The sequence below is a fragment of the Roseateles sp. GW821-FHT09G03 genome (assembly GCF_059416045.1).
Window position 1 is genome coordinate 270,653 of the sequence record NZ_JBWKOK010000001.1, and the last position, 24,826, is coordinate 295,478.

23 protein-coding genes are annotated in these 24,826 nt (G+C 69.2%); 12 read left to right on the forward strand and 11 right to left on the reverse strand.

The window, feature by feature from the left end; genetic code table 11:
- Positions 1-17: 17 nt before the first annotated feature.
- The 3 genes from AC07OZ_RS01125 to AC07OZ_RS01135 form a co-directional block, all read right to left on the reverse strand.
- Positions 18-332, reverse strand: a complete 315-nt coding sequence (locus AC07OZ_RS01125) for an iron uptake protein (RefSeq protein ID WP_495465343.1) — start codon at positions 330-332, stop codon at positions 18-20.
- A 197-nt stretch (positions 333-529) separates the two neighbouring features.
- Positions 530-1,570: a quinone-dependent dihydroorotate dehydrogenase gene (locus AC07OZ_RS01130; RefSeq protein WP_495465344.1), complete on the reverse strand. Its 1,041-nt coding sequence runs from the start codon at positions 1,568-1,570 to the stop codon at positions 530-532.
- 167 nt (positions 1,571-1,737) lie between these two features.
- Positions 1,738-2,688: a LysR family transcriptional regulator gene (locus AC07OZ_RS01135; RefSeq protein ID WP_495465345.1), complete on the reverse strand. Its 951-nt coding sequence runs from the start codon at positions 2,686-2,688 to the stop codon at positions 1,738-1,740.
- Positions 2,689-2,814: 126 nt separating this feature from the next.
- Here AC07OZ_RS01135 and AC07OZ_RS01140 point away from each other — a divergent pair, with 126 nt between their 5' ends.
- The 5 genes from AC07OZ_RS01140 (at position 2,815) to rpiA (ending at position 6,712) form a co-directional block, all read left to right on the forward strand.
- Positions 2,815-3,807: a DMT family transporter gene (locus AC07OZ_RS01140; protein WP_495465346.1), complete on the forward strand. Its 993-nt coding sequence runs from the start codon at positions 2,815-2,817 to the stop codon at positions 3,805-3,807.
- Positions 3,808-3,859: 52 nt separating this feature from the next.
- Positions 3,860-4,993, forward strand: coding sequence for a 3-deoxy-7-phosphoheptulonate synthase (locus tag AC07OZ_RS01145; protein ID WP_495465347.1), 1,134 nt, complete (start codon positions 3,860-3,862; stop codon positions 4,991-4,993).
- A gap of 4 nt (positions 4,994-4,997) precedes the next feature.
- The gene (locus AC07OZ_RS01150) at positions 4,998-5,426 is read left to right on the forward strand and encodes a hypothetical protein (protein WP_495465348.1); all 429 of its coding nucleotides are present in this window, start codon (positions 4,998-5,000) and stop codon (positions 5,424-5,426) included.
- Positions 5,427-5,502: 76 nt separating this feature from the next.
- A complete protein-coding gene (locus AC07OZ_RS01155; RefSeq protein ID WP_495465349.1) occupies positions 5,503-5,976 on the forward strand; it encodes a DUF6152 family protein in 474 nt (157 codons plus the stop codon).
- A 76-nt stretch (positions 5,977-6,052) separates the two neighbouring features.
- Positions 6,053-6,712 carry a ribose-5-phosphate isomerase RpiA gene (gene rpiA / locus AC07OZ_RS01160; protein WP_495465350.1) on the forward strand — a complete coding sequence of 220 codons (660 nt, stop codon included), beginning with the start codon at positions 6,053-6,055 and terminating at the stop codon, positions 6,710-6,712.
- A gap of 66 nt (positions 6,713-6,778) precedes the next feature.
- On the opposite strand, the gene AC07OZ_RS01165 is transcribed toward rpiA, so the two are convergent.
- Positions 6,779-8,329 (reverse strand): methyl-accepting chemotaxis protein, encoded by a 1,551-nt coding sequence (locus AC07OZ_RS01165; RefSeq protein ID WP_495465351.1) that lies wholly within the window; start codon positions 8,327-8,329, stop codon positions 6,779-6,781.
- A 195-nt stretch (positions 8,330-8,524) separates the two neighbouring features.
- On the opposite strand from AC07OZ_RS01165, the gene AC07OZ_RS01170 reads away from it, so the two are divergent.
- Positions 8,525-8,914 carry a putative quinol monooxygenase gene (locus tag AC07OZ_RS01170; protein WP_495465352.1) on the forward strand — a complete coding sequence of 130 codons (390 nt, stop codon included), beginning with the start codon at positions 8,525-8,527 and terminating at the stop codon, positions 8,912-8,914.
- A gap of 45 nt (positions 8,915-8,959) precedes the next feature.
- Here the strand turns inward: AC07OZ_RS01170 and mnmC are convergent, their stop codons facing one another.
- Together mnmC and AC07OZ_RS01180 are read right to left on the reverse strand one after the other, a co-directional pair.
- A complete protein-coding gene (mnmC, locus tag AC07OZ_RS01175) occupies positions 8,960-10,897 on the reverse strand; it encodes a bifunctional tRNA (5-methylaminomethyl-2-thiouridine)(34)-methyltransferase MnmC2/FAD-dependent 5-carboxymethylaminomethyl-2-thiouridine(34) oxidoreductase MnmC1 (protein WP_495465353.1) in 1,938 nt (645 codons plus the stop codon).
- Between the two features lie 123 nt (positions 10,898-11,020).
- A complete protein-coding gene (locus tag AC07OZ_RS01180; protein ID WP_495465354.1) occupies positions 11,021-12,595 on the reverse strand; it encodes a DEAD/DEAH box helicase in 1,575 nt (524 codons plus the stop codon).
- Positions 12,596-13,042: 447 nt separating this feature from the next.
- On the opposite strand from AC07OZ_RS01180, the gene AC07OZ_RS01185 reads away from it, so the two are divergent.
- Positions 13,043-13,750 carry a winged helix-turn-helix domain-containing protein gene (locus tag AC07OZ_RS01185; protein ID WP_495465355.1) on the forward strand — a complete coding sequence of 236 codons (708 nt, stop codon included), beginning with the start codon at positions 13,043-13,045 and terminating at the stop codon, positions 13,748-13,750.
- 115 nt (positions 13,751-13,865) lie between these two features.
- On the opposite strand, the gene AC07OZ_RS01190 is transcribed toward AC07OZ_RS01185, so the two are convergent.
- Positions 13,866-15,491: an ABC transporter substrate-binding protein gene (locus AC07OZ_RS01190; protein ID WP_495465356.1), complete on the reverse strand. Its 1,626-nt coding sequence runs from the start codon at positions 15,489-15,491 to the stop codon at positions 13,866-13,868.
- Between the two features lie 209 nt (positions 15,492-15,700).
- Here AC07OZ_RS01190 and ettA point away from each other — a divergent pair, with 209 nt between their 5' ends.
- The 4 genes from ettA (at position 15,701) to AC07OZ_RS01210 (ending at position 20,496) form a co-directional block, all read left to right on the forward strand.
- Positions 15,701-17,365: an energy-dependent translational throttle protein EttA gene (ettA, locus tag AC07OZ_RS01195; protein ID WP_495465357.1), complete on the forward strand. Its 1,665-nt coding sequence runs from the start codon at positions 15,701-15,703 to the stop codon at positions 17,363-17,365.
- Positions 17,366-17,614: 249 nt separating this feature from the next.
- A complete protein-coding gene (locus AC07OZ_RS01200; protein ID WP_495465358.1) occupies positions 17,615-18,151 on the forward strand; it encodes a Spy/CpxP family protein refolding chaperone in 537 nt (178 codons plus the stop codon).
- A gap of 94 nt (positions 18,152-18,245) precedes the next feature.
- Entirely contained in the window at positions 18,246-18,959 is a 714-nt protein-coding gene (locus AC07OZ_RS01205) for a response regulator (protein WP_067282373.1), read from the forward strand.
- Between the two features lie 13 nt (positions 18,960-18,972).
- Positions 18,973-20,496 carry a sensor histidine kinase gene (locus tag AC07OZ_RS01210; protein WP_495465359.1) on the forward strand — a complete coding sequence of 508 codons (1,524 nt, stop codon included), beginning with the start codon at positions 18,973-18,975 and terminating at the stop codon, positions 20,494-20,496.
- A gap of 3 nt (positions 20,497-20,499) precedes the next feature.
- Here the strand turns inward: AC07OZ_RS01210 and AC07OZ_RS01215 are convergent, their stop codons facing one another.
- Genes AC07OZ_RS01215 through trpS form a run of 3 tightly spaced genes read right to left on the reverse strand, consistent with a single transcriptional unit; the run spans position 20,500 to position 23,361 of the window.
- Positions 20,500-21,888, reverse strand: coding sequence for an MATE family efflux transporter (locus AC07OZ_RS01215; RefSeq protein WP_495465360.1), 1,389 nt, complete (start codon positions 21,886-21,888; stop codon positions 20,500-20,502).
- Positions 21,885-22,334, reverse strand: coding sequence for a DUF3717 domain-containing protein (locus tag AC07OZ_RS01220; protein WP_495465361.1), 450 nt, complete (start codon positions 22,332-22,334; stop codon positions 21,885-21,887). Before AC07OZ_RS01220 ends, AC07OZ_RS01215 begins: the two co-directional genes overlap by 4 nt.
- A 10-nt stretch (positions 22,335-22,344) precedes the next feature.
- Positions 22,345-23,361, reverse strand: coding sequence for a tryptophan--tRNA ligase (gene trpS / locus AC07OZ_RS01225; RefSeq protein ID WP_495465362.1), 1,017 nt, complete (start codon positions 23,359-23,361; stop codon positions 22,345-22,347).
- Between the two features lie 144 nt (positions 23,362-23,505).
- Between trpS and purN the strand changes: the two genes are divergently transcribed.
- On the forward strand, positions 23,506-24,144 hold the full coding sequence (gene purN / locus AC07OZ_RS01230) for a phosphoribosylglycinamide formyltransferase (RefSeq protein ID WP_495465363.1): 639 nt from the start codon (positions 23,506-23,508) through the stop codon (positions 24,142-24,144).
- 30 nt (positions 24,145-24,174) lie between these two features.
- Here the strand turns inward: purN and AC07OZ_RS01235 are convergent, their stop codons facing one another.
- Positions 24,175-24,825: a DUF1345 domain-containing protein gene (locus tag AC07OZ_RS01235; protein ID WP_495465364.1), complete on the reverse strand. Its 651-nt coding sequence runs from the start codon at positions 24,823-24,825 to the stop codon at positions 24,175-24,177.
- Position 24,826: the final 1 nt, after the last annotated feature.

The window sequence follows — 24,826 nt, forward strand, 5'->3', positions numbered from 1 at the left end:
GGTTCGCTCCTTTCGGGTCAGGCGAGCAGCGCGCGCTGGATCAGCGCGGCCGCCCCGGTCATGACGCCGCCGCCCACCAGCAGTACCGCCCAGCTCACGCCGACGCGGCGTGCCGCGAAGGTCCACAGGAACACCACCAGGAAGAGCAGCACGCCCAGGATGGCGCTCAAGTGCTCGGCATCATGGAAAGGCATGCCCAGCGCATAGAGGCCGCTGTGCGCGATCGCGATGAAGCCCCAGCAGAACGCGTAGCCGCCGAAGATCGCCGCGCCGATGCGCGACAGCAGCGGGAGAGGCTGGGGTCGGCTCTTCCCCCGGGTGGGGCTGGTCACGTGATCCATCATGGGCGGGCAGTCATCAGACAAATGGGAATGCGAGGCATTATCGTCTGGTCAATTCCTCCTTCGAGTCAGGTTCCGTCACCCAGCAGCAGGTCTTTGCTGATGGGCCCAACGAAAAAGCGCTCACGAGGAGCGCTTTTTTGGGGGGGAGGAGGGGCGGAGGGGGCGATCGTGACTGGAGCGGCAGATCAGAGCCGCGCCATCGCCTTCGCGCACTCGGGAACGAGCGCCGGACCCTTGTAGATCAGGCCGGTGTAGAGCTGGACCAGATCCGCGCCGGCCTGCAGCTTGGCGCGGGCGTCCTCGCCGCCCAGGACGCCGCCCACGCCGATGATCGGGTAGCCGTTGCCCAATGCGGCGCGCAGCAGGCGGATCACGCGGTTGCTGGCTTCGAAGACCGGCGCGCCCGACAGGCCGCCGGCCTCGTTCGCGTGCAGCAAGCCTTGCACGGCCTCGCGCGAGATGGTCGTGTTCGTCGCGATGACGCCGTCGATGCCGTGACGCTTCAGGCTCGCGGCGATGACGGCGACCTGGTCCTCGTCGAGGTCGGGCGCGATCTTCACGAACAGCGGGACCTGCCGTCCGCTGGCATCCTGCAGCGCCAGCCGGCGCGCCTGCAGCGGACCGAGCAGGGCATCCAGCGCCTCGTCGCTCTGCAACTGGCGCAGGTTCTTGGTGTTGGGGCTGGAGATGTTGACGGTGATGTAGTCGGCGTGCGGGAACACGCCTTCCAGGCCGATCAGGTAGTCGTCGACGGCGCGCTCGATCGGCGTCGCGGCGTTCTTGCCGATGTTCAGGCCGAGCAGCCCGCCGTGGTGGCGGAAGCTGTACGAGCGCTTGACGTTGGCGATGAACGCGTCCAGCCCTTCGTTGTTGAAGCCCAGGCGGTTGATCAGCGCCTGTTTCGCGGGCAGACGGAACATGCGCGGCTTGTCGTTGCCGGGTTGCGCCTTGGGCGTGACGGTGCCGACCTCGATGAAGCCGAAGCCCATCGCGCCGAGACCGTCGATGCAGCGGCCGTTCTTGTCGAGGCCGGCGGCCAGGCCGATGCGGTTGGGGAAGCGCAGTCCGGCGACGGTCACCGGATCCGAGACCCGCGTCTGCGCCCAGGCGCATTGGGCGGGGGTGTTCTGCAGACGGGCGATGCTGCCGAGGGTCAGTTCGTGCGCGTGTTCGGGATCCAGCCCGAACAGGAAGGGACGGGCAAAGCCGTAGGGGATGAGAGCCATGATGGGGGCGGATTGTCTCATCGTGCCTTGGACCGCCCATGCCGCCCATACTCCTGCCGTGCGAACGATGATGGGGGACTCTCCGTGGCCCGAACGGGCCGGGGCCCGGAGGAGGCGTTCCACCGGAAGTCCGCCGCAGGCCCGTAGAGGCGGGTGGGAAATCAGTTTCAAGCGGGATCCGGGCGGTCCCACGGCGGGACGTCGCCGAACCGTTCGACACAGAAATCGATCAGGGCGCGGACCTTCGGACTGGGGAAACGGCTGGGCAGGTAGACGGCGTAGAGCACGTTCGCCTCCGCCGGTCCGCCCAGCGGCGTCCAGTCCGGCAGCAGGGCGGTCAGGCGGCCCTCGCGCAGGTCGCGGCCGATCGCGTAGGTCGGCAGCACCGCCAAGCCCATGCCCGCCAGCGCCGCCACGCGCAGCGACTCGCTGCTGTTGGCCGTGAGGCCGCTCTCGAAGCGCAGCGCGCCGGAGATCTCGACCTCCGTCTCACCGTCGGCGGGATGCCGGAAGCGCCAGCGCTCCGGCGCGTGCAGGTAGCCGAAGCGCAGGCAGCGGTGGTCGGCCAGATCCGCGACCGCCGCTGGTGTTCCGTGCCTCGCGAGGTAGTCGGGCGAGGCGCACAGCACGAAGCGGATGTCCGCCAGCTTGCGCGCCACGAGGCCGGGACTCGGACGCCCCGTCAGCCGCATCACGACGTCGAAGCCTTCCTCGGCGAGGTCGACGTAGCGGTCGTTCAGGCCGAGCACGACCTGCAACTGCGGATGCAGCGCGCAGAACTCGGCCATCAGCGCGGTGAACTGCAGGTTGCCGAAGGCGGTCGAGGTGCTCAGCCGCAGCACGCCGCGCGGCTGCTCGCGCTGGCCGGCGAGTTCCGCATCGAGCGCCTGCGCCTCTTCGATCAGCCGCTGGGCGCGCTCGTACACGCCGCGACCCTCCGCGGTGGGGCTGATGCTGCGCGTGGTCCGGTGCAGCAGCCGCGTGCCGAGCTGCTGCTCCAGCCGCGCAACCTGCTTGCTGACGGCGGACTTGGTCGCACCCAGCAGCTTGGCCGCGCCCGAGAAGCTGCGCGCGTCCACGACGCGGGCAAAGGCTTGCAGGTCTTCCAGGCGTCCCATGGCGATCCCTTGATTGTTCTCGATCTGGAAACTCTAAAACGAATCGGAAGCGGATTGTGTCCAAGGGCTTCCATTTCTAGAGTTCATCCCATCGCCGATCAACTGCCGATCCACTGGGAGTACGCCATGACGACCTCGACCCTGCTCACTGCCTCCCCGCATAGGGCGCCTGTGTCGCCCGCGCCATCAGCGGCGTCGATGTCGCGCGCGCTCCCTCATGTGCCTGTTGCCACGCGGCCGGACCGTCTCGGCGCCCTCGTCGCGCTGAGCCTGCCGGCGCTCTTCATCCTGCTGTGGAGCACCGGCTACGTCGCCGGCAAGCTGGCCTTGCCGCACGCGGGACCGTTCACGCTGCTGGCGCTGCGCTTCGGGCTGGCGGCGGTGGTGCTGCTGGCCGTGTCGTTCGCGACGCGCGCGCCTTGGCCCAAGACCGCGCGGGCCTGGATCCACCTCGGCGTCGTCGGCCTGCTGATGCAGGTGCTGCATTTCTCCGGCGTCTACTGTGCAATCGCGTGGGGTCTGCCGACCGGCGTGGCCGCATTGCTGATCGGGATGATGCCGCTCGCCACCGCGATGGGCGCCCATCTTTGGCTGGCGGAGCGCATGAGCACCGGTCAGTGGCTGGGCATGCTCGGCGGCGCGGCCGGTGTGGCGTTGGTGATCGTGGACCGGCCGCTGGGTGGTGGCGCGTGGATGGCGTACGGCGCGGGGCTGCTCGGCCTGACGGGCCTGGTCGCCGGCACGCTGTACCAGAAGCGCTTTTGCGCCGGCATGGACCTGCGCACCGGCAGCGGCATCCAGATGACGGTCTCCGCGGTCGCCGTGCTGGCGCTGGCGCTCTGGCGCGAACCCGGCGCGCCGGATTGGAGCCTGGAACTGATCGGTTCGACGCTGTGGCTGGGGCTGGTGAACTCGATCGGCGCGTTCAGCCTGATGTTCGTGATGATCCGGCGCGGCCAGGCCGGCGCGGTGGCCAAGCTCTTCTACCTGATCCCCGGCGTGTCGGCGCTGATGGGCATGGGCCTGCTCGGCGAGCACTTCGGCGCGCTGGCGCTGGCGGGCTTCGTGTTGTCGGCGACCTCGGTGGGACTCGCCTCGATGTCCCGGTCGGGCGGATAATCGGCGGTTCCATTTCGCGTTTCGGCGCCCGACAGGGCGCACCGCCGCCGCCATGAAGCACCTCGACCACCCGCAGCACGATCGCGAGATCGGTTCCGCCGATTCCACCCGCGACGACACCCGCACCGACGACACCCGCATCGACGCGGTCCGACCGCTGATCTCGCCGGCGCTGCTGCTCGACGAGCTCCCGCTGCCGGAGGCTTCGCTGAAGGTCGTCGAGACCGCGCGCCGCGAGATCAGCGACGTGCTGCACGGCCGCGACGACCGCCTGCTGTGCATCGTCGGGCCGTGCTCCATCCACGACCACGGCCAGGCGATGGACTACGCCCGGCTGCTGAAGGACCTGCGCGGCGAGCTCGAGCAGGACCTGCTGATCGTCATGCGCGTGTACTTCGAGAAGCCGCGCACGACGGTGGGCTGGAAGGGCTACATCAACGATCCGCATCTGGACGGCAGCTTCCACATGAACGAAGGCCTGCGGCTGGCGCGCCAGCTGCTGCTGGACGTGACGGCGCTGGGCCTGCCCGCGGGCACCGAGTTCCTGGACCTGCTGTCGCCGCAGTACATCTCCGACCTGATCGCCTGGGGCGCCATCGGCGCGCGCACGACCGAGAGCCAGAGCCACCGCCAGCTGGCGTCGGGCCTGTCCTGCCCGGTCGGCTTCAAGAACGGCACCGACGGCTCGGTGAAGATCGCCGCCGACGCCGTGCTGGCGGCGCGCGCGAGCCACGCCTTCATGGGCATGACGAAGATGGGCCTGGCCGCGATCTTCGAGACCCGCGGCAACGACGACTGCCACCTGATCCTGCGCGGCGGCAAGGCGCCGAACTACGACGCGGCCTCGGTGCAGGCAGCGGCCGAGGTGCTGAAGGCGGCGGGCCTGCGCGAGCAACTGATGATCGACTTCTCGCACGCGAACTCGTCGAAGAAGTACGAGCGCCAGATCGACGTCGGCCACGACGTCGGCGCGCAGATCGCCGGCGGCGACGAGCGCATCACCGGCGTGATGGTGGAGTCGCACCTGCAGCCGGGTCGCCAGGACCTGCTCACGGGGCAGACCAAGGCCGACCTGCTGCCCGGCGTGTCCATCACCGACGCCTGCCTGGGCTGGAGCCAGACCGAGCCGCTGATGCGCTCGTTGGCCGCCGCGGTGCGCCAACGTCGCGAGCGTCGCGTGGCCTGAGTGCATGTGGCGCACGATGACGACGCTGGTGGCCCATCCGTGGGCTTACCCGGCGTTCTCGGTCGTGCACCTGATCGGGCTCGGCGCGCTGTTCGGCGGGTTGCTGGTCTTCGAGTTGAGGACGCTGGGCGTGCGGCGCGAGCTCGATCCGTCGTCGCTGGCCCGACTGGCGATTCCCACGGCCTTGGCGGGCTTCGCCCTGTGCGCGGCGTCGGGCGCGGCGATGTTCGCGATCCAGCCGCAGGAGCTGTGGGTCAATCCGGCGATGCGCATCAAGGTGGCGCTGATCGCGCTGGCGGGCCTGAACGCCGCGTGGTTCCACTGGCGCGGCGGCGTCCGGGCGCAGGACCGGCTCGGTCGCTGGCAATGCCTGCTGTCGTTGGGGATTTGGGTCGCTGTCATCATCTGCGGGCGCTGGATCGCGTTCGTCTGACGCGTTCGTGGACTTGCCACCCGCCGGCGCGTCCTTCACTTCCTTCACTTCCTTCTCTTCCTTCCAGGAGGCTTCGATGGAACGTCGTCTGTTGCTGGCCGCGCTCGCGGCCGCGCCCCTCGTGCCCGCCACGGTCCGCGCCCATCACGGGTGGAGCGGCTTCGATCAGGATCGACCGCTGTACCTCGAGGGCCGCGCGGCCAAGGTCATCTGGCGTAATCCGCATGCGGAACTGGATCTGGACGTGCCGGAGCGGCTCGTGCTGCCCGCCGACCTGAAGCAGCGAGCGCTGCCGAAGCAGACGACCGCCGTCGACGGCGAGGCCCTGCTCGCGAAGACGCAGGTACCGACCCGGCGCGACCGGCGCTGGGAGGTCGAACTGGCGCCGCTGACGCGGCTGGAGGCCTGGAAGGTCGAGGAGATCAGACCTGGCACCGAGGTGTCGGTGATCGGCTTCGCCGCGCCGGGAGAGCAGGGGGCGGCCGTGTTGCGGGCGGAGTACCTCTTCGTCCGCGGGAAGGTGTACGGGCTGAGGTCGTCGCCGGCGTGAGCGTCCCTGAGCGGCGGAGATAATCCCGCCTTTCCTCTCCCGCCATCAACGACGAGCGTTTGCTCGCTCCCCCGCCATGACCCAAGACGAATTGAAGACCCTGGTCGGCCAGGCCGCATTGCAGTACGTGACGCCGGACACGGTGGTGGGCGTGGGCACGGGGTCGACGGTGGACAAGTTCATCGACGCGCTGGCCGCGAGCGCGATCCGCATCTCGGGCGCGGTGTCGAGCTCGGTGCGCAGCACGGAGCGGATGAAGGCGCTGGGCATCCCGGTGCTGGACGCGTCGGAGGTCGAGTCGCTGCAGGTCTACATTGACGGCGCCGACGAGATCGACCGCCAAGGGAACATGATCAAGGGCGGCGGCGCCGCGTTGACGCGCGAGAAGATCGTCGCCGACCTGGCCAGGACCTTCGTCTGCATCGCCGACGAGAGCAAGCTGGTCGACGTGCTGGGCGGCTTCCCGCTGCCGGTCGAGGTGATCCCGATGGCCGCCGCGCAGATCGCGCGCCGCTTCCGGGCGATGGGCGCGGAGCCCGTGCTGCGCAAGGACTGCGTGACGGACAACAGCTGCCAGATCCTGGACGTCAAGGGCCTGAAGATCACGGATCCGGCCGCGTTCGAGGCGGAGGTCACCCAGTGGCCCGGCGTGGTCACCGTCGGCGTCTTCGCCCGCAACAAGGCCGGTGTCTGCCTGCTCGGCACGGCGCAGGGCGTGAAGACGATGACGTTCTGAACGTCGCCCCCTGGAACGACGACGAGGCCCCGCGGGGCCTCGTTTTTCATCCTGCTCCAGGAACGCTCAGCGCAGCCGGAACACCGAGATCGCGGTGGCCAGCCGCTGCGACTGCTCCTTCAGGCTCTCGGCCGCGGCGGCCGATTCCTCGACCAGGGCCGCGTTCTGCTGCGTCATCTGGTCCAGCTGGCCGATGGCCGCGTTGACCTGGTTGATGCCGTCGCTCTGCTCGCGCGAGGCGGCGCTGATCTCGCCGATGATGTCGGCCACGCGCTGCACGCTGGCCACGATCTCGGTCATTGCGCCGCCCGCGTCCTCGACCAGGCGCGAGCCCGATTCGACGCGCTCGACGCTCGCGCCGATGAGCGTCTTGATCTCCTTGGCCGCCTCGGCGCTGCGCTGCGCCAGCGAGCGCACCTCGCTCGCGACCACCGCGAAGCCGCGGCCCTGTTCGCCGGCGCGCGCCGCTTCCACGGCGGCGTTCAGCGCGAGGATGTTGGTCTGGAACGCGATGCCGTCGATGGTGCCGATGATGTCGGCGATGCGGCGCGAGCTGTCGCTGATCTCGCCCATCGTGCTGACCACCTGACCCATCACCGATCCGCCGCGCTGGGCCGTCTCGGCCGCCGAGCTCGACAACTGGTTGGCCGTCATCGCCGAGTCCGCCGTCTGACGCACCGTGCCCGTCAACTGGGTCATCGACGCGGCGACTTCCTGCAGGTTGGAGGCCGTCTGCTCGGTGCGCGCGCTCAGGTCGTGGTTGCCGGTGGCGATCTCGGCGCTGGCGGTGCCGATGCTCTCCGCCGAACCGCGCACGTCGCCGATCAGCTTCAGCAATTGCGACTGCATGCCCCCCAGCGAGCCGAGCAATTGCCCCGTCTCGTCACGGCCGCCTTGCGGCACGCGTTGCGTCAGGTCGAAGTGGGCGATGGCGTCGGCCACTTCGGCGGCGCCGCGCAGCGGTCCGGTGATCGAGCGCGTCAGCGTCACCGCGAACCACACGCCCAGTCCGAGCGCGACCAGCGAGAACACCAGCAGCGCGGTCCGCGCCCGGCTGTTGGTCGCGTCGAGCTGCTTGGCGGCGTCGTCCAGCAGCGAACGCTTGTGCTGCACGATGGCCTGGATCGCCTCCTGGAACTTGGCCGCGGCGGGCTGGAACTCGCGGTCGAAAACCTCACGCGACTTGTCGGCGTCGCCGGCCTTCTTGGCGGCGGCGACCGCGTCGCGCGTGCTCAGGTAACCCTTGCGGGCTTCGCTGAGGGTCTCGAACATCTTGCGCTCTTCGGGCGTGACCATGAAGCCGTCGAGCTGCTTCTGCAGCTCGCCCGACTGCTTGGTCGATTCGGCCGAGGTTGTGGCGAAGAACTGGGCCAGGCTCGGGTCCGCGCTGACCGCGATCGCGCTGGTGCGGTTCACTCCGTTGGTGATGTTGCGGTACCAGTCGGAGGCGACGCGCTCGGCCGCCAGGTCCTGGTTCAGCATCACGTCGGTCTCGGAAGCCACGCGGCCCAGGGCCAGGTAGCTCAGGCCCGAGCCCACGAAGGCGATCAGCAGCACCAGCCCCAGCACCACGCCGAGCCGCTGGCCGATCGATCGGCCCGCCACGAGATGAATCATGAATGTGTCTCCCGAGATGTTGGATCCGCTTGGATCCGTTTGGATTCGTCTGCCTGCGCTCATGCGGGCGCGCAGCGCCCTGGATGGCACCTTCGCTCCATATCGACGCGTACGTGAAGAAACTTAAATGGTTCGGCGGAGGTGCGCCGGACAATGCGCCATCCGTCACGACCCCGGCCATCGCCGACGTCCGCCATGTCCGACACGCCTTCCCCGATCACTTCGACCGCCCCGGCTGCCCCGACCTCCGCGGACGGCAGCTTCCTGCAGGTCATTGCCCACTACCACGTCAAGCCTGGGCTGGGCGACCAGGTCGGCGTGCTGCTGGTCGAACTGACCGAGGCCACGCGCCGCGAGGCCAAGAACCTGGCCTACGCGTTCTACCGTTCGCCGCAGGATCCCGATCGCTACGTGATCCTCGAGCAGTACACCGACGCGAGCGGCCTGGACGAACACCGCGCTTCCGAGCACTTCCAGCGTCTGGGCTTCGGCGCCATCATCCCGATGCTGGTGTCCCGCGAGGTGACGAGCTACGTCGTGCGCATCGGCGCGGACGGAAAACCGGTGGATGCCGTCAAGGCCTGACCCCCGGCCCGACCAGATAGATCCTGCGCGGGCGAGCGAGGTGCCTTAGTCGCTGGTGCGGCGCGCCTTGGCGGCGAAGCGGGCCGGATCGAGCGCTTCCGCGAGGCTGGCTTCCACCGGCCACGGCGCGCCGGTGAGCTGCGCGGCGACAAGCTCGGCGCACAGCGTCGCCCAGGTGATCCCGCGCGAGGCGAGGGCGCCCACCACCATCAGGCCGGGCTGACGCGGCCAGAAGCGTGCCTGCTCGGCGCGTCGCTCGGGCATCTCGGCCGGCAGGGCCCCCACGAGCGGGAGCCGGTCCGGCACCAGGCTGCGCCAGCCCACGCGGCCTGCGGGCGGCATGTCATCGGGGATCTCGGCCAATGGCAGCAGCGAGCGCAAGCGGCTGACGTTCTGGAACTGATCCGACGCACGAAGTGTGGGATCCATGTCGCCGCCGTCGGTGCTCGCGCCGAAGCAGAGCGTGCCGTCGGGCAGGCTGAGCGCGTAGCCGAGTCCCGCCACCGGCAGTGCCAGCGTCGGCGGGGCCAGGTCTTGCGGCATCACGCTCAGTTGGCCGCGTTGTGCCGTCCACGGCCACGGCGGACCGGCGGTCCACGCCGAGGCCAGCGAGCCGCTGCCGATGCCGCCGCACAGCACCACGGCATCGGCTGTCGCGAGGGCCTCACCCGCCGCGTTGAAGGCCGACCAGCGGCCGCTCGTGTCGTCGCGCTTCAGGTCCGCGACGGGCGTGTTCAAGCGCAGCTGGAAGCCGTCGGCTTGCGCGGCTTCGTCGAGCCACGCCGTCACGAGCGCCGGCGGCGAGACCGCGCCGCCGCCCGCGAAGAACCACGCGGGTTGGGTCAGCGGGACACCTGCCTTCGCGCTCGCCTCGTCGGCGCTCAGGGCCTGGACGTAGTCCGCGGGCAGGCCGCTGCGCGCCAGCAGCGTTCGCATCTGCGTCAGCGCCTCGGGATCGCGTTCGACGCGCAGCAGTCCCCATTGCAGCCAGGGCAGAGCCGGCGCGACGCGGCGCAGTTCGCGCTCGGTCGCCAGCGCCGCGGCGCGGCTGAAGCGGGCATGCGGACCGTCTTCCGCATGGAGCGTGCCGTGGAACAGCCCGCCCGGATTTCCGGAGGCCTGAGCCGCCGCTGTCGCGCCGCCTTCGAGCACCGTGACGCGCAGCCCCTCGCGCGCCAGCACGCGCGCGCAGGCCGCGCCCGCCAGCCCGGCGCCGATGATCAGCACGTCCCTGGCTGCCGGCGCGATGGGCGTCCGGCCCGGCGGCACCGGCGGCCGGTGCCGGGGCGCGAAACGCGCCACGGTCGTCTGCCACTTGCCGCCGATGCCGGGCCGCTTCTCGACCTCGAAGCCCGCCGCGGTCAGTCCGTCGCGCACGCCGCGGGCGACGCTCCAGGTCGCCGCCGTGGCGCCGGATGCGGCCAGGCGGCCGACCTGCTTCAGGATGGCGTCGTCCCACAGCTCGGGGTTCTTCGCCGGCGCGAAGCCATCGAGGAAGAACGCGTCCACCGATGCCACCAGTTCCGGCAGCCAATCGTGCGCGTCGCCCAACGCCAGCATCAGGCGGACGCGGCCGTCGTCGAAGTCCAGCGTGTGCAGGTTGGGCGTGAGCACCGGCCAGGCCTCGATCAGCTGCCGCGCCAGCGTGGGCTCCGGCGAGGCCGCATGTGCAAGTTCGAGATCGGCTCGCGTCAGCGGATGCTTCTCGACGCTGAGGAAGACCAGTCGTTCGCAGCGCGCCGGGTCGTTGCGCCAGGCGGCCCAGGTGGCGAGGAAGTTGTTGCCCAGGCCGAAGCCCGTTTCGAGCACGACGAAGCGCCGCCGTCCAGCCCATCGATCCGGCAGGCCATTGCCGTCGAGGAACACGTGCCGCGCCTGCGCGAACGCGCCGAACGGGGCGTGATAGAGGTCGCCGAAGTCCGGCGCGTTCGGGATGGCGCCAGAGAAATCGACGCGGGCCGGAATGATGGGCGCGGTCTTCATGGGGCTGGGCGTGGCCGCGAGTATGCCGAATGCGGTCTCGCGGAGAAGCAGGGTGGGCGGCGGAGTGGGCGGAAACGACAACGGCGCCACTGAGGGCGCCGTTGCATCACGGAAAGTCCGGGATCAGGAGTTCGACTTCGGACGCGTCAGCGCCGCACCTGCAGGACGGTTGCCCTGGCTGCCGTGACGGCTGCCCTGGCCCTGACCCTGGCCTTGACCCTGGCGTTGACCGCCTTGGCCCTGGCCTTGCGCCTGACGCTGGCCCTGGCCCTGACCTTGTCCGCCCTGGCCTTGTCCCTGGCGCTGGCCCTGCGGTTGAGCGCCCGATCTCTGGCCGCCACCTTGCGCGCCTTGCGCCGGACGGCCCTGGCCTTGGCCCTGACCACCGCCCTGCGGACGGCCGCCTTGCCCTTGCGAACGGCCACCACCGCCGCCACCACGACGGCCACCACCGCCGCCGCCGCCGCCCGCCGGACGCGGCGAACCCGAGGACTTGCCCAGGCCGCCGTTCAGCACCATGCGGCCCAGCACGATGGGTTCGGGCTTGGCGTTCGGATCCGGCTCGAAGCCCGGCACGACCTCGCGCGGGATCTCGCGCTTGATCAGCTTCTGGATCTCGCGCAGGAAGCCTTCCTCGTCGACGCACACCAGCGAGAGCGCTTCGCCCTGCGCGCCCGCGCGGCCGGTGCGGCCGATGCGGTGCACGTAGTCCTCGGCGACGTTGGGCAGCTCGTAGTTGATGACGTGCGGCAGCTGGTCGATGTCGATGCCGCGCGCGGCGATGTCGGTCGCCACCAGCACCTTCAGGTCGCCGCTCTTGAACTCGGCCAGCGCCTTCGTGCGGGCGCCCTGGCTCTTGTTGCCGTGGATCGCCATCGCGGTGATGCCCGACTTGTCCAGGTACTCGGCCAGACGGTTGGCGCCGTGCTTCATCCGCGTGAACACGAGCACCTGGTGCCAGTCGTTCTTCGTGATCAGATGGGCCAGCAGTTCCTTCTTCTTGTCGCGGTCGACCGGGTGGATGCGCTGCGCGATCGTGTCGGCCGTCGCATTGCGGCGCGCGACCTCGATCAGGCCCGGCTTGTCCAGCAGGCGGTCGGCCAGCGCCTTGATCTCATCGCTGAAGGTGGCGGAGAACAGCAGGCTCTGCTTCTTCGCCGGCAGCAGGGCGAGCACCTTCTTGATGTCGTGGATGAAGCCCATGTCGAGCATGCGGTCGGCTTCGTCCAGCACCAGGATCTCGACCTTGGACAGGTCCAGCGTGCCTTGCTGCGCGTGGTCCAGCAGACGGCCCGGCGTCGCCACCAGGATGTCCACGCCCTTGCGCAGCTGGCTGATCTGCGGATTCATGCCGACGCCGCCGAACATCACCATGCTGGTCAGCGGCAGGTACTTGCCGTAGGTGCGCACGCTTTCCTCGACCTGGGCCGCGAGTTCGCGGGTCGGCGTCAGCACCAGCGCGCGGATGGCGACGCGGCCCTTGGCGTCACGGACGGGCTTGCCGGTGGAGAGGCGCTCCAGCAGGGGCAGCGTGAAGCCGGCGGTCTTGCCAGTACCGGTCTGGGCGCCGGCCAGCAGGTCGCCGCCGGTCAGGACGGCGGGGATCGCCTGGCTCTGGATGGGGGTGGGGGTCGAGTAGCCGGCATCGGCGATCGCGCGGAGCAGGGGCTGGGAGAGCCCCAATGCGTCAAAACTCATAAGCTGCTTTGTTGGTGCCCGAACGGGCTTTGTGTGCAGCACGCCGGCCCGGTGAGGGCTGGCGCCAGTCTTCGGCTGCCGTGGGAGAGCGTGAGCTCAAAAGATAAAGCCGCGGCAAGACTGAGCCGCGGCGATGGATGCATTGTAGCTGACGGGGTCTGTGGCCCTGGTGAGCGATGGGTTCGGTGCGCTCGTCGGAGGGTGAAGCGGCATCGGCGATCGGCCTGGGCGAAGGAATGCGTCGGAGGGGCGTCCGCAAGGGTGATCCGGACAGCTTTCAGCAAGCTGGGTGACAGGCCTCACTCAGGCAAGCGTGTCGGTGTCCGCAGCCGTGTTTCAGTGCGGTAAACCGCGGGTAAAAAGGGCGGTGAGGCCCGTCCTGATCGGCATTCAAACGCGATTGCACCGGCATAGTCTTGCGCCAATGTGTCCACTCGTCCCATCGTCATGAGCGCCCTGTTTCCCGATCCTGCCGCCGGCACCCATCTGCTGCTGCTGGACCCCGACCCGCATGCGCGCCTGCGATTCGCCGGCCTGATGCGGGCCTGGGGCTTCCGCGTCACGGACAGCGCCGAGGCCGCCCTGCTGGACCGCGTGCCGCTGCTGCCGGTGGACCTCGCCCTCATCGATCCCAGCGACGCGCGCGAGGCGGGCTGGGGCGCGCTCACCCGGTTGAGACAGCGCTCGCGCATGCCGGTGATCGTGCTGCTGCAGCACGACAGCACGCTGGAGCGCGTGCTGGCGCTGGAGCGCGGCGCGGATGCGGTGCTCGCGAAGGATGGTGAGCCGCGCGAGCTGCAGGCGCGCATCAAGGCGCTGTTGCGGCCGCGTGAGGGCGATGCGGCCGAGGTGCTGATGTTCGGCCGGTTCAAGCTGGAGCCGATGACGCGCCGGCTGTCGGGGCCGGGCGGGTTCTGCGTGGTGCTCTCGCAGAGCGAATACAAGCTGCTGCGGGCGTTCCTGGAGCGCCCGCACAGCGTGCTGCAGCGGCAGGAGCTGCTGCATCTGGCGCGCGGCGACGGCGTCACGGCGCTGGAGCGGTCGGTCGATCTGATGGTGTCGCGGCTGCGGCAGAAGCTCAACGACGATCCGAGTTCGCCGTTGATCCGCACGGTGCGCGGGATCGGGTATCTGTTCGATCCGCCGCTGCGTTGATGGACTGACACGGCCGCTGGCCCTCACCCCTCCCTCTCCCGCAAGCGGGAGAGGGTGAAAGAGAGGGTGAAAGAGAGGGTGAAAGAGAGGGGGCCCTCCAGGTGTTCAGCGTGGCTTACTTCGCGGCGACCGACGCCCAGCGCAGTTCGAACCAGTTGTCGGGGCGGTGGATCACGGTCACGTTGGCGCGGGTCGCCCACGGGATCATCTGGCGGTGCAGCGGGATCAGGTGCGTCTGTGTGCGGAACTCGCGCAGCGCGGACTTGATCAGTTCCTCGCGCTTCTTCGGGTCGGCTTCCTCGCTGGACGCGGCGGCGAGCTGATCGAACTTGTCGTCCCGCCAGTTGCCGAAGTTGTACTGGCCGACCGACTTCTCGCCGCGGTTGCGCATCAGCGGCGTCATCGCGACTTCCGCATCGGTGATGCTGCCGCCCCAGCCGTACAGGTAGAGGCTGGTGTCCAGCTTCTCCAGCTTGGGGAACATCAGCACGCGCGGCTGCGCGTTCACGCTGACCTTGACCTTCAACTGCGCCCACATCGACGCGAGCGCCAGGCAGATGCGCTCGTCGTTGATGTAGCGGTTGTTGGTGCAGTCCAGCGTGACCTCGAAGCCGTTGGCATACCCCGCGTCGGCCATCAGCTTGCGCGCCGCGGCCAGGTCGAAGGGCAGGCGCGTCTCCAGCTGCGGGTCGTTGAACGCGCCCAGCGGCGATGGGGTCAGCCCGCCGGTGGGCAGGCTCAGGCCGTTCATCAGCTTGGTGCGCATCGTGTTGATGTCGATGGCCTGGTAGAGCGCCTGACGCACGCGCAGGTCCTTGAACGGGTTCTTGTCGCCGGGCACCTTGCCGTACAGCAGCTTGTCGCGCGACTGGTCCATGCCGATGAAGACGATGCGGTTCTCCGGGCCTTCCTGGACCTTGACCTGCGGCGTCTGCTTCAGCTTCGGGATGTCGCGCGGCGACGGGTCCAGCACGAAGTCGATCTCGCCCGACACCAGCGCGGCCAGGCGCGTGGCGTCGTTGGCGATCGGCGTGTAGACGGCGTCCTGCACGTTGCCGTCGAACTTGCCCCACCAGGTCGGGTTGCGCTTGAAGGTGGTGCGGATGCCGGGCTCGCGGGCCACCATCGCGTACGGCCCCGTGCCGTTCGAATGCGTGGCGGCGTAGGTCTCCTGCTTGTCCTTGAAATTCTGCGGCTTGGCGACGTTGTGCTGCTCGCACCACTTGCGGCTCATGATGAACAGCGTGTCCAGGTGCTGCAGGAAGATCGGGTTGACCTTGTCGAGCTGGAACTCGACCGTGTAGTCGTCGATCTTCTTCGGCGTTCCGACGGCCTGCGCGTAGACGCTGATCTGCGAGTACGGATCCTTCGCCCGGTTGATCGAGAACACCACGTCGTCCGCCGTGAACGGCGTGCCGTCCTGGAACTTCACGCCCTGGCGCAGCTTCAGCCGCCACAGCGTCGGCTTGAGCTGCGTCCACTCGGTGGCAAGACCCGGCACCAGGTTGAGGTTGCGGTCGCGCGAGACCAGGCGCTCGTAGACCTGGCCGTTCATCGCGTTGGTGACGATCTCGTTCTGCGAGTGGGGGTCGGCCGTCTGCATGTCGCCCTGGCTGGCCCAGCGCAGCGTCTGCGCCTGCGCGCTGCCCACGATGAGGGCCAGCGTGAGCGGGAGCGCCGCCAGGGCGCCGGCTGTGCGCGAACGAACCGGAACGGTGCGCGAGATGGAACGGAACAACATGGTGGTCATCTCTGAGGAAACCGGAAGGGGCGGGAAGGGCCGTCGAGTTTATGGGCAGCGGCGGAAGCTGCGACAATGCACGACTATTGCCCGGGCGCCCCGCCGCCCATGCAGGCTCCGGCCCCGCTGTCGAACCTGTCGCTGCCACCGCCGCGACAGGCGCCCCGAGGCCCCCAGGTCAACCCACGAAACGCTGAAGAACCATCGCCATGGCTCAATACGTCTTTTCGATGAACCGCGTCAACAAGACGGTTCCTCCGAAGCGCCACATCCTCAAGAACGTCTCGCTGTCCTTCTTCCCCGGCGCCAAGATCGGCGTGCTGGGCCTGAACGGCTCGGGCAAGTCCACGCTGCTCAAGATCATGGCCGGCGTCGACAAGGAGATCGAGGGCGAAGCCATCCCGATGCCGGGCATCAAGATCGGCTACCTGGAGCAGGAACCCCACCTGAATCCGGACCAGACCGTGCGTGAAGCGGTCGAGGAAGGCATCGGCGGCGTGCTGGCCGCCAAGAAGCGCCTGGACGAGGTCTACGCCGCCTACGCCGAGGAGGGCGCCGACTTCGACGCGCTGGCCGCCGAGCAGGGCGAGCTGGAGGCGATCATCGCCGCCGCCGGCTCCGAGAACACCGACCTGCAGCTGGAACTGGCCGCCGACGCGCTGAACCTGCCGCCGTGGGACGCCAACATCGGCGTGCTGTCCGGCGGCGAGAAGCGCCGCGTCGCGCTGTGCCGCCTGCTGCTGTCCAAGCCCGACATGCTGCTGCTGGACGAACCGACCAACCACTTGGACGCCGAATCGGTCGAGTGGCTGGAGCAGTTCCTGCAGCGCTTCCCCGGCACCGTGGTGGCCATCACCCACGATCGCTACTTCCTGGACAACGCCGCCGAGTGGATCCTGGAACTGGACCGCGGCCACGGCATCCCGTGGAAGGGCAACTACTCCGACTGGCTGGACCAGAAGGAACGCCGCCTGGAGCAGGAGCAGAAGTCCGAGGACGCTCGCACCAAGGCGATGAAGGAAGAACTGAAGTGGGTGCGTTCGAACGCGAAGGGCCGCCAGGCCAAGAGCAAGGCGCGCCTGGCCCGCTTCGAGGAACTGAGCGACGTCGAATACCAGAAGCGCAACGAGACCAACGAGATCTTCATCCCCGTGGCCGAGCGCCTGGGCAATGAAGTCATCGAGTTCGAGGGTGTGACCAAGTCCTTCGGCGACCGCGTGCTGATCGACAACCTGTCGTTCAAGGTCCCGGCGGGCGCGATCGTCGGCATCATCGGCCCGAACGGCGCCGGCAAGTCGACGCTGTTCCGCATGATCCAGGGCGTCGAGACGCCGGACAGCGGCACGGTGAAGATCGGCAAGACGGCCAAGCTGGCCTTTGTCGACCAGAGCCGCCAGAGCCTGGACGCCAACAAGACCGTGTGGGAAGACGTCTCCGGCGGTCTGGACAACATCATCGTCGGCAAGTTCGTGATGCCGTCGCGCGCCTACATCGGCCGCTTCAACTTCAAGGGCAACGACCAGCAGAAGATGGTCGGCCAGCTGTCCGGCGGTGAGCGCGGCCGTCTGCACCTGGCCAAGACCCTGGCCCAGGGCGGCAACGTGCTGATGCTCGACGAACCGTCGAACGACTTGGACGTCGAAACCCTGCGCGCGCTGGAAGAGGCGCTGCTGGAGTTCGCCGGCTCGGCGATGGTGATCTCCCACGATCGCTGGTTCCTGGACCGGATCTGCACGCACATCCTGGCCTGCGAAGGCGACTCGCAGTGGTTCTTCTTCGACGGCAACTTCCACGAGTACGAAGCTGACAAGAAGAAGCGTCTGGGTGAAGAAGGCGCGCGTCCCAAGCGCGTCCGCTTCAAGCCGATCACTTAATCTCCACGGCTCCCAGCCCCCAGGCCGGCCCTCTGGGCCAGGCCTTGCCAGGCGCCCGCGATGTCTCGATTTCAAGAGGCGCCGCGGGCGTTTTTCATTGGGGTCGATTCATTTCACGAATCTTTACGGCGCACCCACGGCCAATTGACGCGCGCCGCCGACCATTTCCTCACCCCAGAACGATTTGGAGATTCCGAGATGGTCAAGAGCTTCTCCCGCCCCCTCAAAATGCTGGCCCTGGCCGCGACCATGAGCGTCGCCGCCCTGGCCGCGCAAGCCCAGCCGGCCCCTGGCGATGCGCCGCCGCCCCCGCCGCACGGCATGCACCGCGGCGGTCCGGACTTCGGTGGTCCCGGCTTCGGTCCCATGGGCCCGATGCACGGCAAGCTGCTGAAGGACGCCGGCGTCACCGACGCACAGCAGGCGCAGATCAAGCAGATCTTCGAAGCCGCGCACAAGGACCTGAAGGCCCAGCGCGACACCGAGCGTCAGCTGCATGAGCGCATGCAGGCCCTGTTCACCGCGCCGACCGTCGATGCCAACGCCGTCGAGCAGGTGCGCCAGCAGATGCATGCCGCGCATGACGTCGAGTCCAAGCGCATCACGCTGGCGATGATCGACGTGTCGCGCGTCCTGACCCCCGAGCAGCGCACCAAGATCGCCCAGCTGAAGAACCAGCAGCGCGAGAAGATGAAGGAGCGCATGAAGGATCGTGCCGAGCGCGCCAAGGAGCGCCGGGCGGCCAACGAGGCCAACCCGGTCCCGAAGCCTTTCACTGACCGCTGAACGCACGAGGCCGGCTATGCTTCAGTCTTTCGATGAGTCCGCGGCGCGCGGCCTGGCCGATCCGGCCCGGTCGGTGGCTGCACCGCAACGCCCGATGAACCCACGACTGCTCCTGATCGACGACGACGCCCGGCTCACCGCGATGCTGGGCGACTACCTCAGCAGCGCCGGCTTCGACGTCAGCTTCGCCGGTTCGCTGGCGCAGGGCCGCACCGAGCTCGAGGCCGGCCAGTTCGAACTGCTGGTCCTGGACCTGATGCTGCCCGACGGCGACGGCCTCGAGTTCTGCCGCCAACTGCGCAGCGACAAGCGCTGGCGCCGCCTGCCGGTGCTGATGCTGTCGGCGCGCGGCGAGCCGATGGACCGCATCCTCGGCCTGGAGCTGGGCGCGGACGACTACCTGCCCAAGCCCTTCGAGCCGCGTGAGCTGCAGGCCCGCGTGAAGGCGCTGCTGCGCCGGACCGAGCCGCAGGCGATGGGCGACGAGGTGCTGCGCTTCGGCCGCCTGGAGATCGACCTGGCGGCGAGACAGGTGCGCCTGGACGGCAACGCCTGCGACCTGACGAGCCACCAGTTCGACCTGCTGGTCGTGCTGGCGCAGAGCCCGGGCCGGGTGCTCTCGCGCGACCAGATCATGGATGCGCTGAAGGGCCATCCGCTCGAGGCCTTCGATCGCTCGATCGACGTGCACATCTCGCGCATCCGCTCGGTCATCGAGGACGACGCCAAGAACCCGCGTCGCGTGCTGACGGTGCGCGGCGCCGGGTACGTGTTCGCACGAAAGCAGGACGCCGAAGGCCTGGAATGAAAGCTGCGACGCGGTGAAGGCGCTGTACCTGCGCATCTACATCACCGTCGTGGTGGTGTTGCTGGCGTTTGCGCTCGGCTCGGCGTGGCTCTTCCAGGGCCGCATCGAGCAGGAGCGCGGGACCTTCGAGCAGGCCGCCTCGGAACGCCTGGTCGCGCTCGCGGTGCTGGTGCAGCGCGCGCTGCCGCCGGTCACTGCGTCGTCGGACGAACAAGCCGATGCCGTCGAGGACTGGGGCCAGCGCCTGCGGATGGCGTTGGCGCTGGAGGATTCGCGCGGGCGCCGCATCGGTGCCTCGCCGCTGTTCGAGCGCCGCGAGGATCTGCCCGGCTCGCGCGTGCAGCGCGTGCCGCTGGACGACGGCCGGCATCTGCTGTTCCTGCGCCTGGCCCGTCCGCCCGGCGCGTCGGGGCCGACGGGGCAGGACAAGCTCGAAGCCGATGCTCGCGCCGCGAGCGGCCCGCATCGGATGCAGCGCGAGCGCCGCGATCCGTTCGTAGACGGCGCGCCGCCGACCGAGGCGCGCAATCCCGTCCGCCGCGAGCCGCGGCCCGAAGTCGAGCAGATGCGCCAGCGCATGCTGGACCGTCTGGAGCAGCAACGTCGCGAGGACGCGGCGAACGGCTCCTGGCTGCCGGGCTGGATCCCCCGCCCGAGCGGCGAGGCGCTGGCCGTGCTGCTGGCGGTGCTGTTCGTGGCCGTGGCCGTGGGTGCCTATCCGGTCGTGCGCCGGCTGACGCGCCGGCTCGAATCGTTGAAGTCCGGTGTCGAGCAGTTCGGCTCCGGCGACCTGAGCTTCCGTGTGCAGGACAACGGCAAGGACGAGGTCGCCGCGCTGGCGACCAGCTTCAATCTCGCCGCCGAACGGATCGAGGCCTTGCTGAGATCGCAGAAGAGCCTGCTCGCCAACGCGAGCCATGAACTGCGCTCGCCGCTGGCGCGGCTGAAGATGGCATTCTCGATGCTGGACGATGCGTCGCCGGCGCAGCGCACGCGGCTGGGGCAGGAGATCAACACCAACATCGTGGAGCTGGACGCGCTCGTCGAGGAGGTGTTGCTGGCGAGCCGGCTGGAAGCCGGCGCGCAGTCCTTGCGCCTGGAGCCGGTCGATCTGCTGGCGCTCGCGGCCGAGGCGGCCGCGCAAGGGGACGCGGAACTGGAGATCGAGGAAGGCATCGAGCGGCTGACGCTGGACGGCGACGAACGTCTCTTGCGCCGGGCGCTGCGCAACCTGCTCGAGAACGCGCGTCGCTATGGCGGTCCGGTGGTCGAGCTCAAGCTGCGCCGAGCGGGCCAGGCTCGCATCGAGCTGCAGGTCTGCGATCGTGGCGCGGGTGTGCCGGAGCCGATGCGTGAACGGATCTTCGAGGCCTTCTTCCGCCTCCCCGGCCATGCCGAGGTGTCGGGCGGTGTCGGACTGGGGCTGAGCCTCGTGAAACAGATCGCGACGGCCCACCAGGGCACTGTGCGATGCGACGCGCGCGAAGGCGGCGGCAGCTGCTTCGTGATCACCTTGCCGCTGAACGCGGCGGGCTGAGCGTCAGGGGCCGATCTCGCGGCGATGGACGAGGGCCAGCAGGATGCTGAGTCCGATCGCGGCGGCGGCGAGCCCGACTGAAGCGGCACTCCAGAAACCCATCGCGCCCTGCATGATCGCGGGCAGCGCGACGGCGTGGTCGCCGAAGACCAGCCAGTAGCCGCCGCCGAGGCCGAGGCCCCAGATCGCGAACGCGTAGATCAGCATCGGCGCGGTCGCGATGTGATGGGCGCGCAGCACGAAAGCGGCGACGGTCTGTCCGGCGTCGGACACGTGGAACAGCCACAGCCAGCCCAGCAGGGGCAGGGCGGCGGCGATGACGGCGGTGTTGCTGGTGTAGAGGCCGAGGACCTGCTCCCGCAGCGAGAAGACCACGCCGCCGAGGACGAACGCGATCGCCAGCGCGATCTCCAACCCGTGCCAGCCGAGCCGGCGCGCCGCCGTGTAGTCGCGCGCGCCCATCGCCTGTGCCACCAGCGTGCTGCAGGCGTTCGCCTGCGACAGCGGCAGCATGAACATCATCGCGACGAGGTTGGCGCAGAGCTGGTGTCCCGCCACCGGCGTCGTGCCCAGACGCGCGATGAAGATCGCCATGAAGGTGAAGCCGGTCACCTCGATCAGCACGGACGCGCCCATCGGCACGCCCAGCTTCAGCAGTCGCGTCAGCGTGTCCTTGCGCGGGCGATGCAGACCTGTTCGAGCGAAGCCGAACGCGGCATAGAACGGATCGCGCCGCAACACGGTCACCGCGATCAGCAATTGGCTCCACATCACGATCGCCGTCGCGATCGCGCAGCCGACGGCGCCCAGCGCCGGCACCTGCAGCGGCCCCAGCGTGAAACCGCCGATCAACAGCGCGCTGGCGGGGAACTTCAGCAACAGCCCGCCGATCTGCAGCGCCATCACCGCCTTGGGCCGCGACACCGCCGTGTTGAAGCCGCGATAGGCGGTGAACAGCAAGGCGGCCGGCAGCGCGATGCCCAGCATGCGCAGGTAGTCGCGGATCTTGGCGGCGATCTCGGGACTGACCTGCGAGATGGCCAGGAAGGGCTGCGGAAACCACAGGATCAATTCGCCGACGACCGTGAGCGCCAGCGCCAGCCACGCGGCCTGATGCAGGCTGTCGCCGGCCTCCGCCATGCGCTTCGCGCCGAAGAGCTGCCCCGCCACCGGTGAGATCGCCAGCACCACGCCCATCAGACCGACGAACACCGAGGTGTAGACCGCGGAGCCCACCGCCAGCGCCGCGAGGTCGATCGCGGAATGGCGGGCGACGAGGAGCGTGTCGATCGTCGAGTAGGCCAGCACCGCGAGTTGCCCGATGAACACGGGCCACGCGAGCGGCAGGATCTGGCGCAGGCTCGCGAGCCGGCCGTGGAGCGCAGCGCTCAAGCGGAATCCTTGCCGGCCGGTGCGTCGGTGCCGGTGGCGTTGCGCAGCTCGATGGCCCGTTCCGAATAGCGGTTGAAACGCCAGGCCGTGCCTTCGATCGTGATCCGCCGCCAGGTCGCGCGTTTCTCGCCGGGCGTGAGCACCGGCCAGTTCTGGACTTCGTCGAAGCTGCGTCCGCAGCCCTTGCAGAGCTCATCGCCCTGGCTGGTCGAGCAGATCGCGATGCAGGGCGCGTCCGGCGTCGTGTCGTACCAGCGCATCCAGGCCTCGAGCGCGCGCGGCGGCATCGAGTCCTCGTCGCACTCCGTCTCGTGATGGAAGACCATCAGCGCATAGACCTCCGCCAGCGCGCGCAGCTCCGGGCCCAGTGTCACGCCGTCGCCCGGCGAGCGATGGCGCCACCAGTTGATGGCGGACTCGATGTCGGTGATGTGGATGCCTGCCATCTCGTTCAACTCAATAGTCGATGCCCATCGCGCCGCGCACCTCGCGCAAGGTCTTGCGGGCCACCGCACGGGCACGTTCGGTGCCGACCTCGACGATCCAGTGCACCTTCTTCGGATCGGCGAGCAGCTCGTCGGCGCGGGCGCGCCAGGGCGCCTGTTCGTCGTGGATCGCCTCGATCAGCGGCTGCTTGCAGTCCAGGCAGCCGATGCCCGCGCTGCGGCAGCCGGATTCGACCCACGCGCGCGTGTCGCTGTCGGCGTAGACCTTGTGCAGCGCCCAGACCGGGCAGCGCTCGGGCTCGCCCGGGTCGCCGCGGCGCACGCGCTGCGGGTCCGTCTGCATCTTGCGCACCTTGTCGGCGACGACCTCCGGCGCGTCGCGCATCGCGATCGCGTTGCCGTAGGTCTTGCTCATCTTGCGACCGTCCAGGCCGGGCAGCCGCGAGGTCTCGGTCATCAGCGCCTGCGGTTCCGGGAACAGCGGCGCCGACGGCTGCCGGTAGAGGTGGTTGAAGCGGCGCGCGACTTCGCGCGTCACCTCGACGTGCGGCGCCTGGTCCTCGCCGACCGGCACGAAGGCCGCCTTGTAGATCAGGATGTCGGCGGCCTGCAGCAGCGGGTAGCCGAGGAAGCCATAGGTCGCCAGTTCGCGGTTCTCGGCGACGAGGTCCTTGTAGCTCGGCATGCGCTCCAGCCAGCTCGACGGCGTGCTCATCGCCAGCAGCGTGAACAGCTCGGCGTGCTCCGGCATGCGGCTCTGGATGAACAGCGTCGCCTGTTCCGGATCGATGCCGGCCGCCAGCCAGTCGACGACCATGTCGTAAACGCTTTGCTCCAGACCTTCGCGATGCTGGTAATGCGTCGTCAGCGCGTGCCAGTCGGCGACGAAGAAGAAGCAGTCGTAGGCGTCCTGCAGCCGCACCCAGTTCTTCAGCGCGCCGTGGTAATGGCCGAGGTGCAGCGCGCCGGTCGGCCGCATACCGGAGAGCACGCGCTGGCGCGGGGTGAGGGTGGGGTGGTCGGTCATGGCGGAGGGCTGGGGGCGGTGGCCGCACCGGCGCGCGACCCTCTCGGGACGAGGTCGGGCGTGCGATGGCGGGATGGCGATTGTAGGGAGCCGCTGCCCGGTCGACGGCGGTCATGACCATGCGCTTGGCTACACTGCCGCCCCATGAAGAACATCGTGATCCTGATCTCCGGGCGAGGCTCCAACATGGAGGCCATCGTCCAGGCCTGCGCCGCCGGCGGATGGCCGGCGCGCATCGCCGCGGTGATCAGCAACCGGCCCGATGCCGCGGGGCTCGAATTCGCGCGGGCGCATGGCGTCGCCACCGCGGTCGTCGACCACAAGACCTTCGGCAAGGGCGACGCGGCACGTGCCGCTTTCGACGCGGAACTGCAGCGGGTCATCGACGGATTCGCCCCTGATCTGGTGGTGCTGGCCGGTTTCATGCGCATCCTGACACCGATGTTCACCGGCCATTACGCGGGTCGCATGCTCAACATCCATCCGTCGCTGCTGCCGGCCTTCACGGGCCTGCACACCCATCAGCGAGCGATCGAGGCCGGCTGCCGCGTCGCCGGCGCCACGGTGCATTTCGTGACGGCGGAGCTGGACCATGGTCCGATCGTGGCGCAGGCCGTCGTGCCGGTGCTGGATGGCGACGACGAGGCGGCGTTGGCCGCCCGGGTGCTGAAGGTCGAGCACCGCATGTACCCGAGCGCCGTGCGCTGGTTCGTCGAGGGGCAGCTCGCCGTCGAGGGCGCACGCGTCCTCCATCGTGGCGGCGAGTCGCAGATGTTCAACTGATCGCACGGCCGCGGGTCGCGACGGTCGAGTTCAGCCCAGCATCCCGGCAAGGAAGTTGATCGTCAGCGCCAGCACGACGGTGTTGAACACGAAGGCCTGGATCGCCTGCACCAGCACCAGCCGCCGGATCGGTCTTGCGCTGACGACGACGTCCGAGGTCTGCGAGGTGGCGGCGACCGTCGCCGCGAAGTAGAAGAAGTCCAGGTAGTCGGGGGCGTCCTCGTCGCCAGGGAACTCCAGCCCGTGGGGCGCCTTCGGGCCGCAGTGGTACAGCGACGCATACGCCAGTCCGAACTCCACCGGCAGCAGCAGCCACGAACCGGTCAGCGTCGCCGACGCCACCAGCAGATGCGGCCAGGCTTGCAGCAGGCCGGACTCCTTCACCTGAGCGAGTTCCAGCGCGATCGCCGCCATGCTCGCGGCGCCGCCGAGGATCGCCAGCACCAGCACCGTCGGCGCGCCGTCGGCGACGGCGCTGGCCTGCTCCTCGACGTCTTCGGCGTCGGTGCGGAACATCATCCAGCCGATCAGCACGAGGTAGGTCCAGACCCCCGCGCTCCAGCCCAGCAGTGCGCGGGTGTGCCAAGCCAGTTCGACGGGCCAGGCGGCGGCCAACAGCGCGCCGGTGGCGGCGCCGATCAGCAGGCGAGGGCGGCGCTTGATCTGGTGCAGCAAGGGCATG

Coding starts and splice junctions, on each gene's coding strand:
- AC07OZ_RS01130 (WP_495465344.1), bottom strand. CDS start 1,570: ATGGCTCTCATCCCCTACGGCTTTGCCCGTCCCTTCCTGTTCGGGCTG.
- AC07OZ_RS01135 (WP_495465345.1), bottom strand. CDS start 2,688: ATGGGACGCCTGGAAGACCTGCAAGCCTTTGCCCGCGTCGTGGACGCG.
- AC07OZ_RS01140 (WP_495465346.1), top strand. CDS start 2,815: ATGACGACCTCGACCCTGCTCACTGCCTCCCCGCATAGGGCGCCTGTG.
- AC07OZ_RS01145 (WP_495465347.1), top strand. CDS start 3,860: ATGAAGCACCTCGACCACCCGCAGCACGATCGCGAGATCGGTTCCGCC.
- AC07OZ_RS01150 (WP_495465348.1), top strand. CDS start 4,998: ATGTGGCGCACGATGACGACGCTGGTGGCCCATCCGTGGGCTTACCCG.
- AC07OZ_RS01155 (WP_495465349.1), top strand. CDS start 5,503: ATGGAACGTCGTCTGTTGCTGGCCGCGCTCGCGGCCGCGCCCCTCGTG.
- rpiA (WP_495465350.1), top strand. CDS start 6,053: ATGACCCAAGACGAATTGAAGACCCTGGTCGGCCAGGCCGCATTGCAG.
- AC07OZ_RS01165 (WP_495465351.1), bottom strand. CDS start 8,329: ATGATTCATCTCGTGGCGGGCCGATCGATCGGCCAGCGGCTCGGCGTG.
- AC07OZ_RS01170 (WP_495465352.1), top strand. CDS start 8,525: ATGTCCGACACGCCTTCCCCGATCACTTCGACCGCCCCGGCTGCCCCG.
- mnmC (WP_495465353.1), bottom strand. CDS start 10,897: ATGAAGACCGCGCCCATCATTCCGGCCCGCGTCGATTTCTCTGGCGCC.
- AC07OZ_RS01180 (WP_495465354.1), bottom strand. CDS start 12,595: ATGAGTTTTGACGCATTGGGGCTCTCCCAGCCCCTGCTCCGCGCGATC.
- AC07OZ_RS01185 (WP_495465355.1), top strand. CDS start 13,043: ATGAGCGCCCTGTTTCCCGATCCTGCCGCCGGCACCCATCTGCTGCTG.
- AC07OZ_RS01190 (WP_495465356.1), bottom strand. CDS start 15,491: ATGTTGTTCCGTTCCATCTCGCGCACCGTTCCGGTTCGTTCGCGCACA.
- ettA (WP_495465357.1), top strand. CDS start 15,701: ATGGCTCAATACGTCTTTTCGATGAACCGCGTCAACAAGACGGTTCCT.
- AC07OZ_RS01200 (WP_495465358.1), top strand. CDS start 17,615: ATGAGCGTCGCCGCCCTGGCCGCGCAAGCCCAGCCGGCCCCTGGCGAT.
- AC07OZ_RS01205 (WP_067282373.1), top strand. CDS start 18,246: ATGAACCCACGACTGCTCCTGATCGACGACGACGCCCGGCTCACCGCG.
- AC07OZ_RS01220 (WP_495465361.1), bottom strand. CDS start 22,334: ATGGCAGGCATCCACATCACCGACATCGAGTCCGCCATCAACTGGTGG.
- trpS (WP_495465362.1), bottom strand. CDS start 23,361: ATGACCGACCACCCCACCCTCACCCCGCGCCAGCGCGTGCTCTCCGGT.
- purN (WP_495465363.1), top strand. CDS start 23,506: ATGAAGAACATCGTGATCCTGATCTCCGGGCGAGGCTCCAACATGGAG.
- AC07OZ_RS01235 (WP_495465364.1), bottom strand. CDS start 24,825: ATGCCCTTGCTGCACCAGATCAAGCGCCGCCCTCGCCTGCTGATCGGC.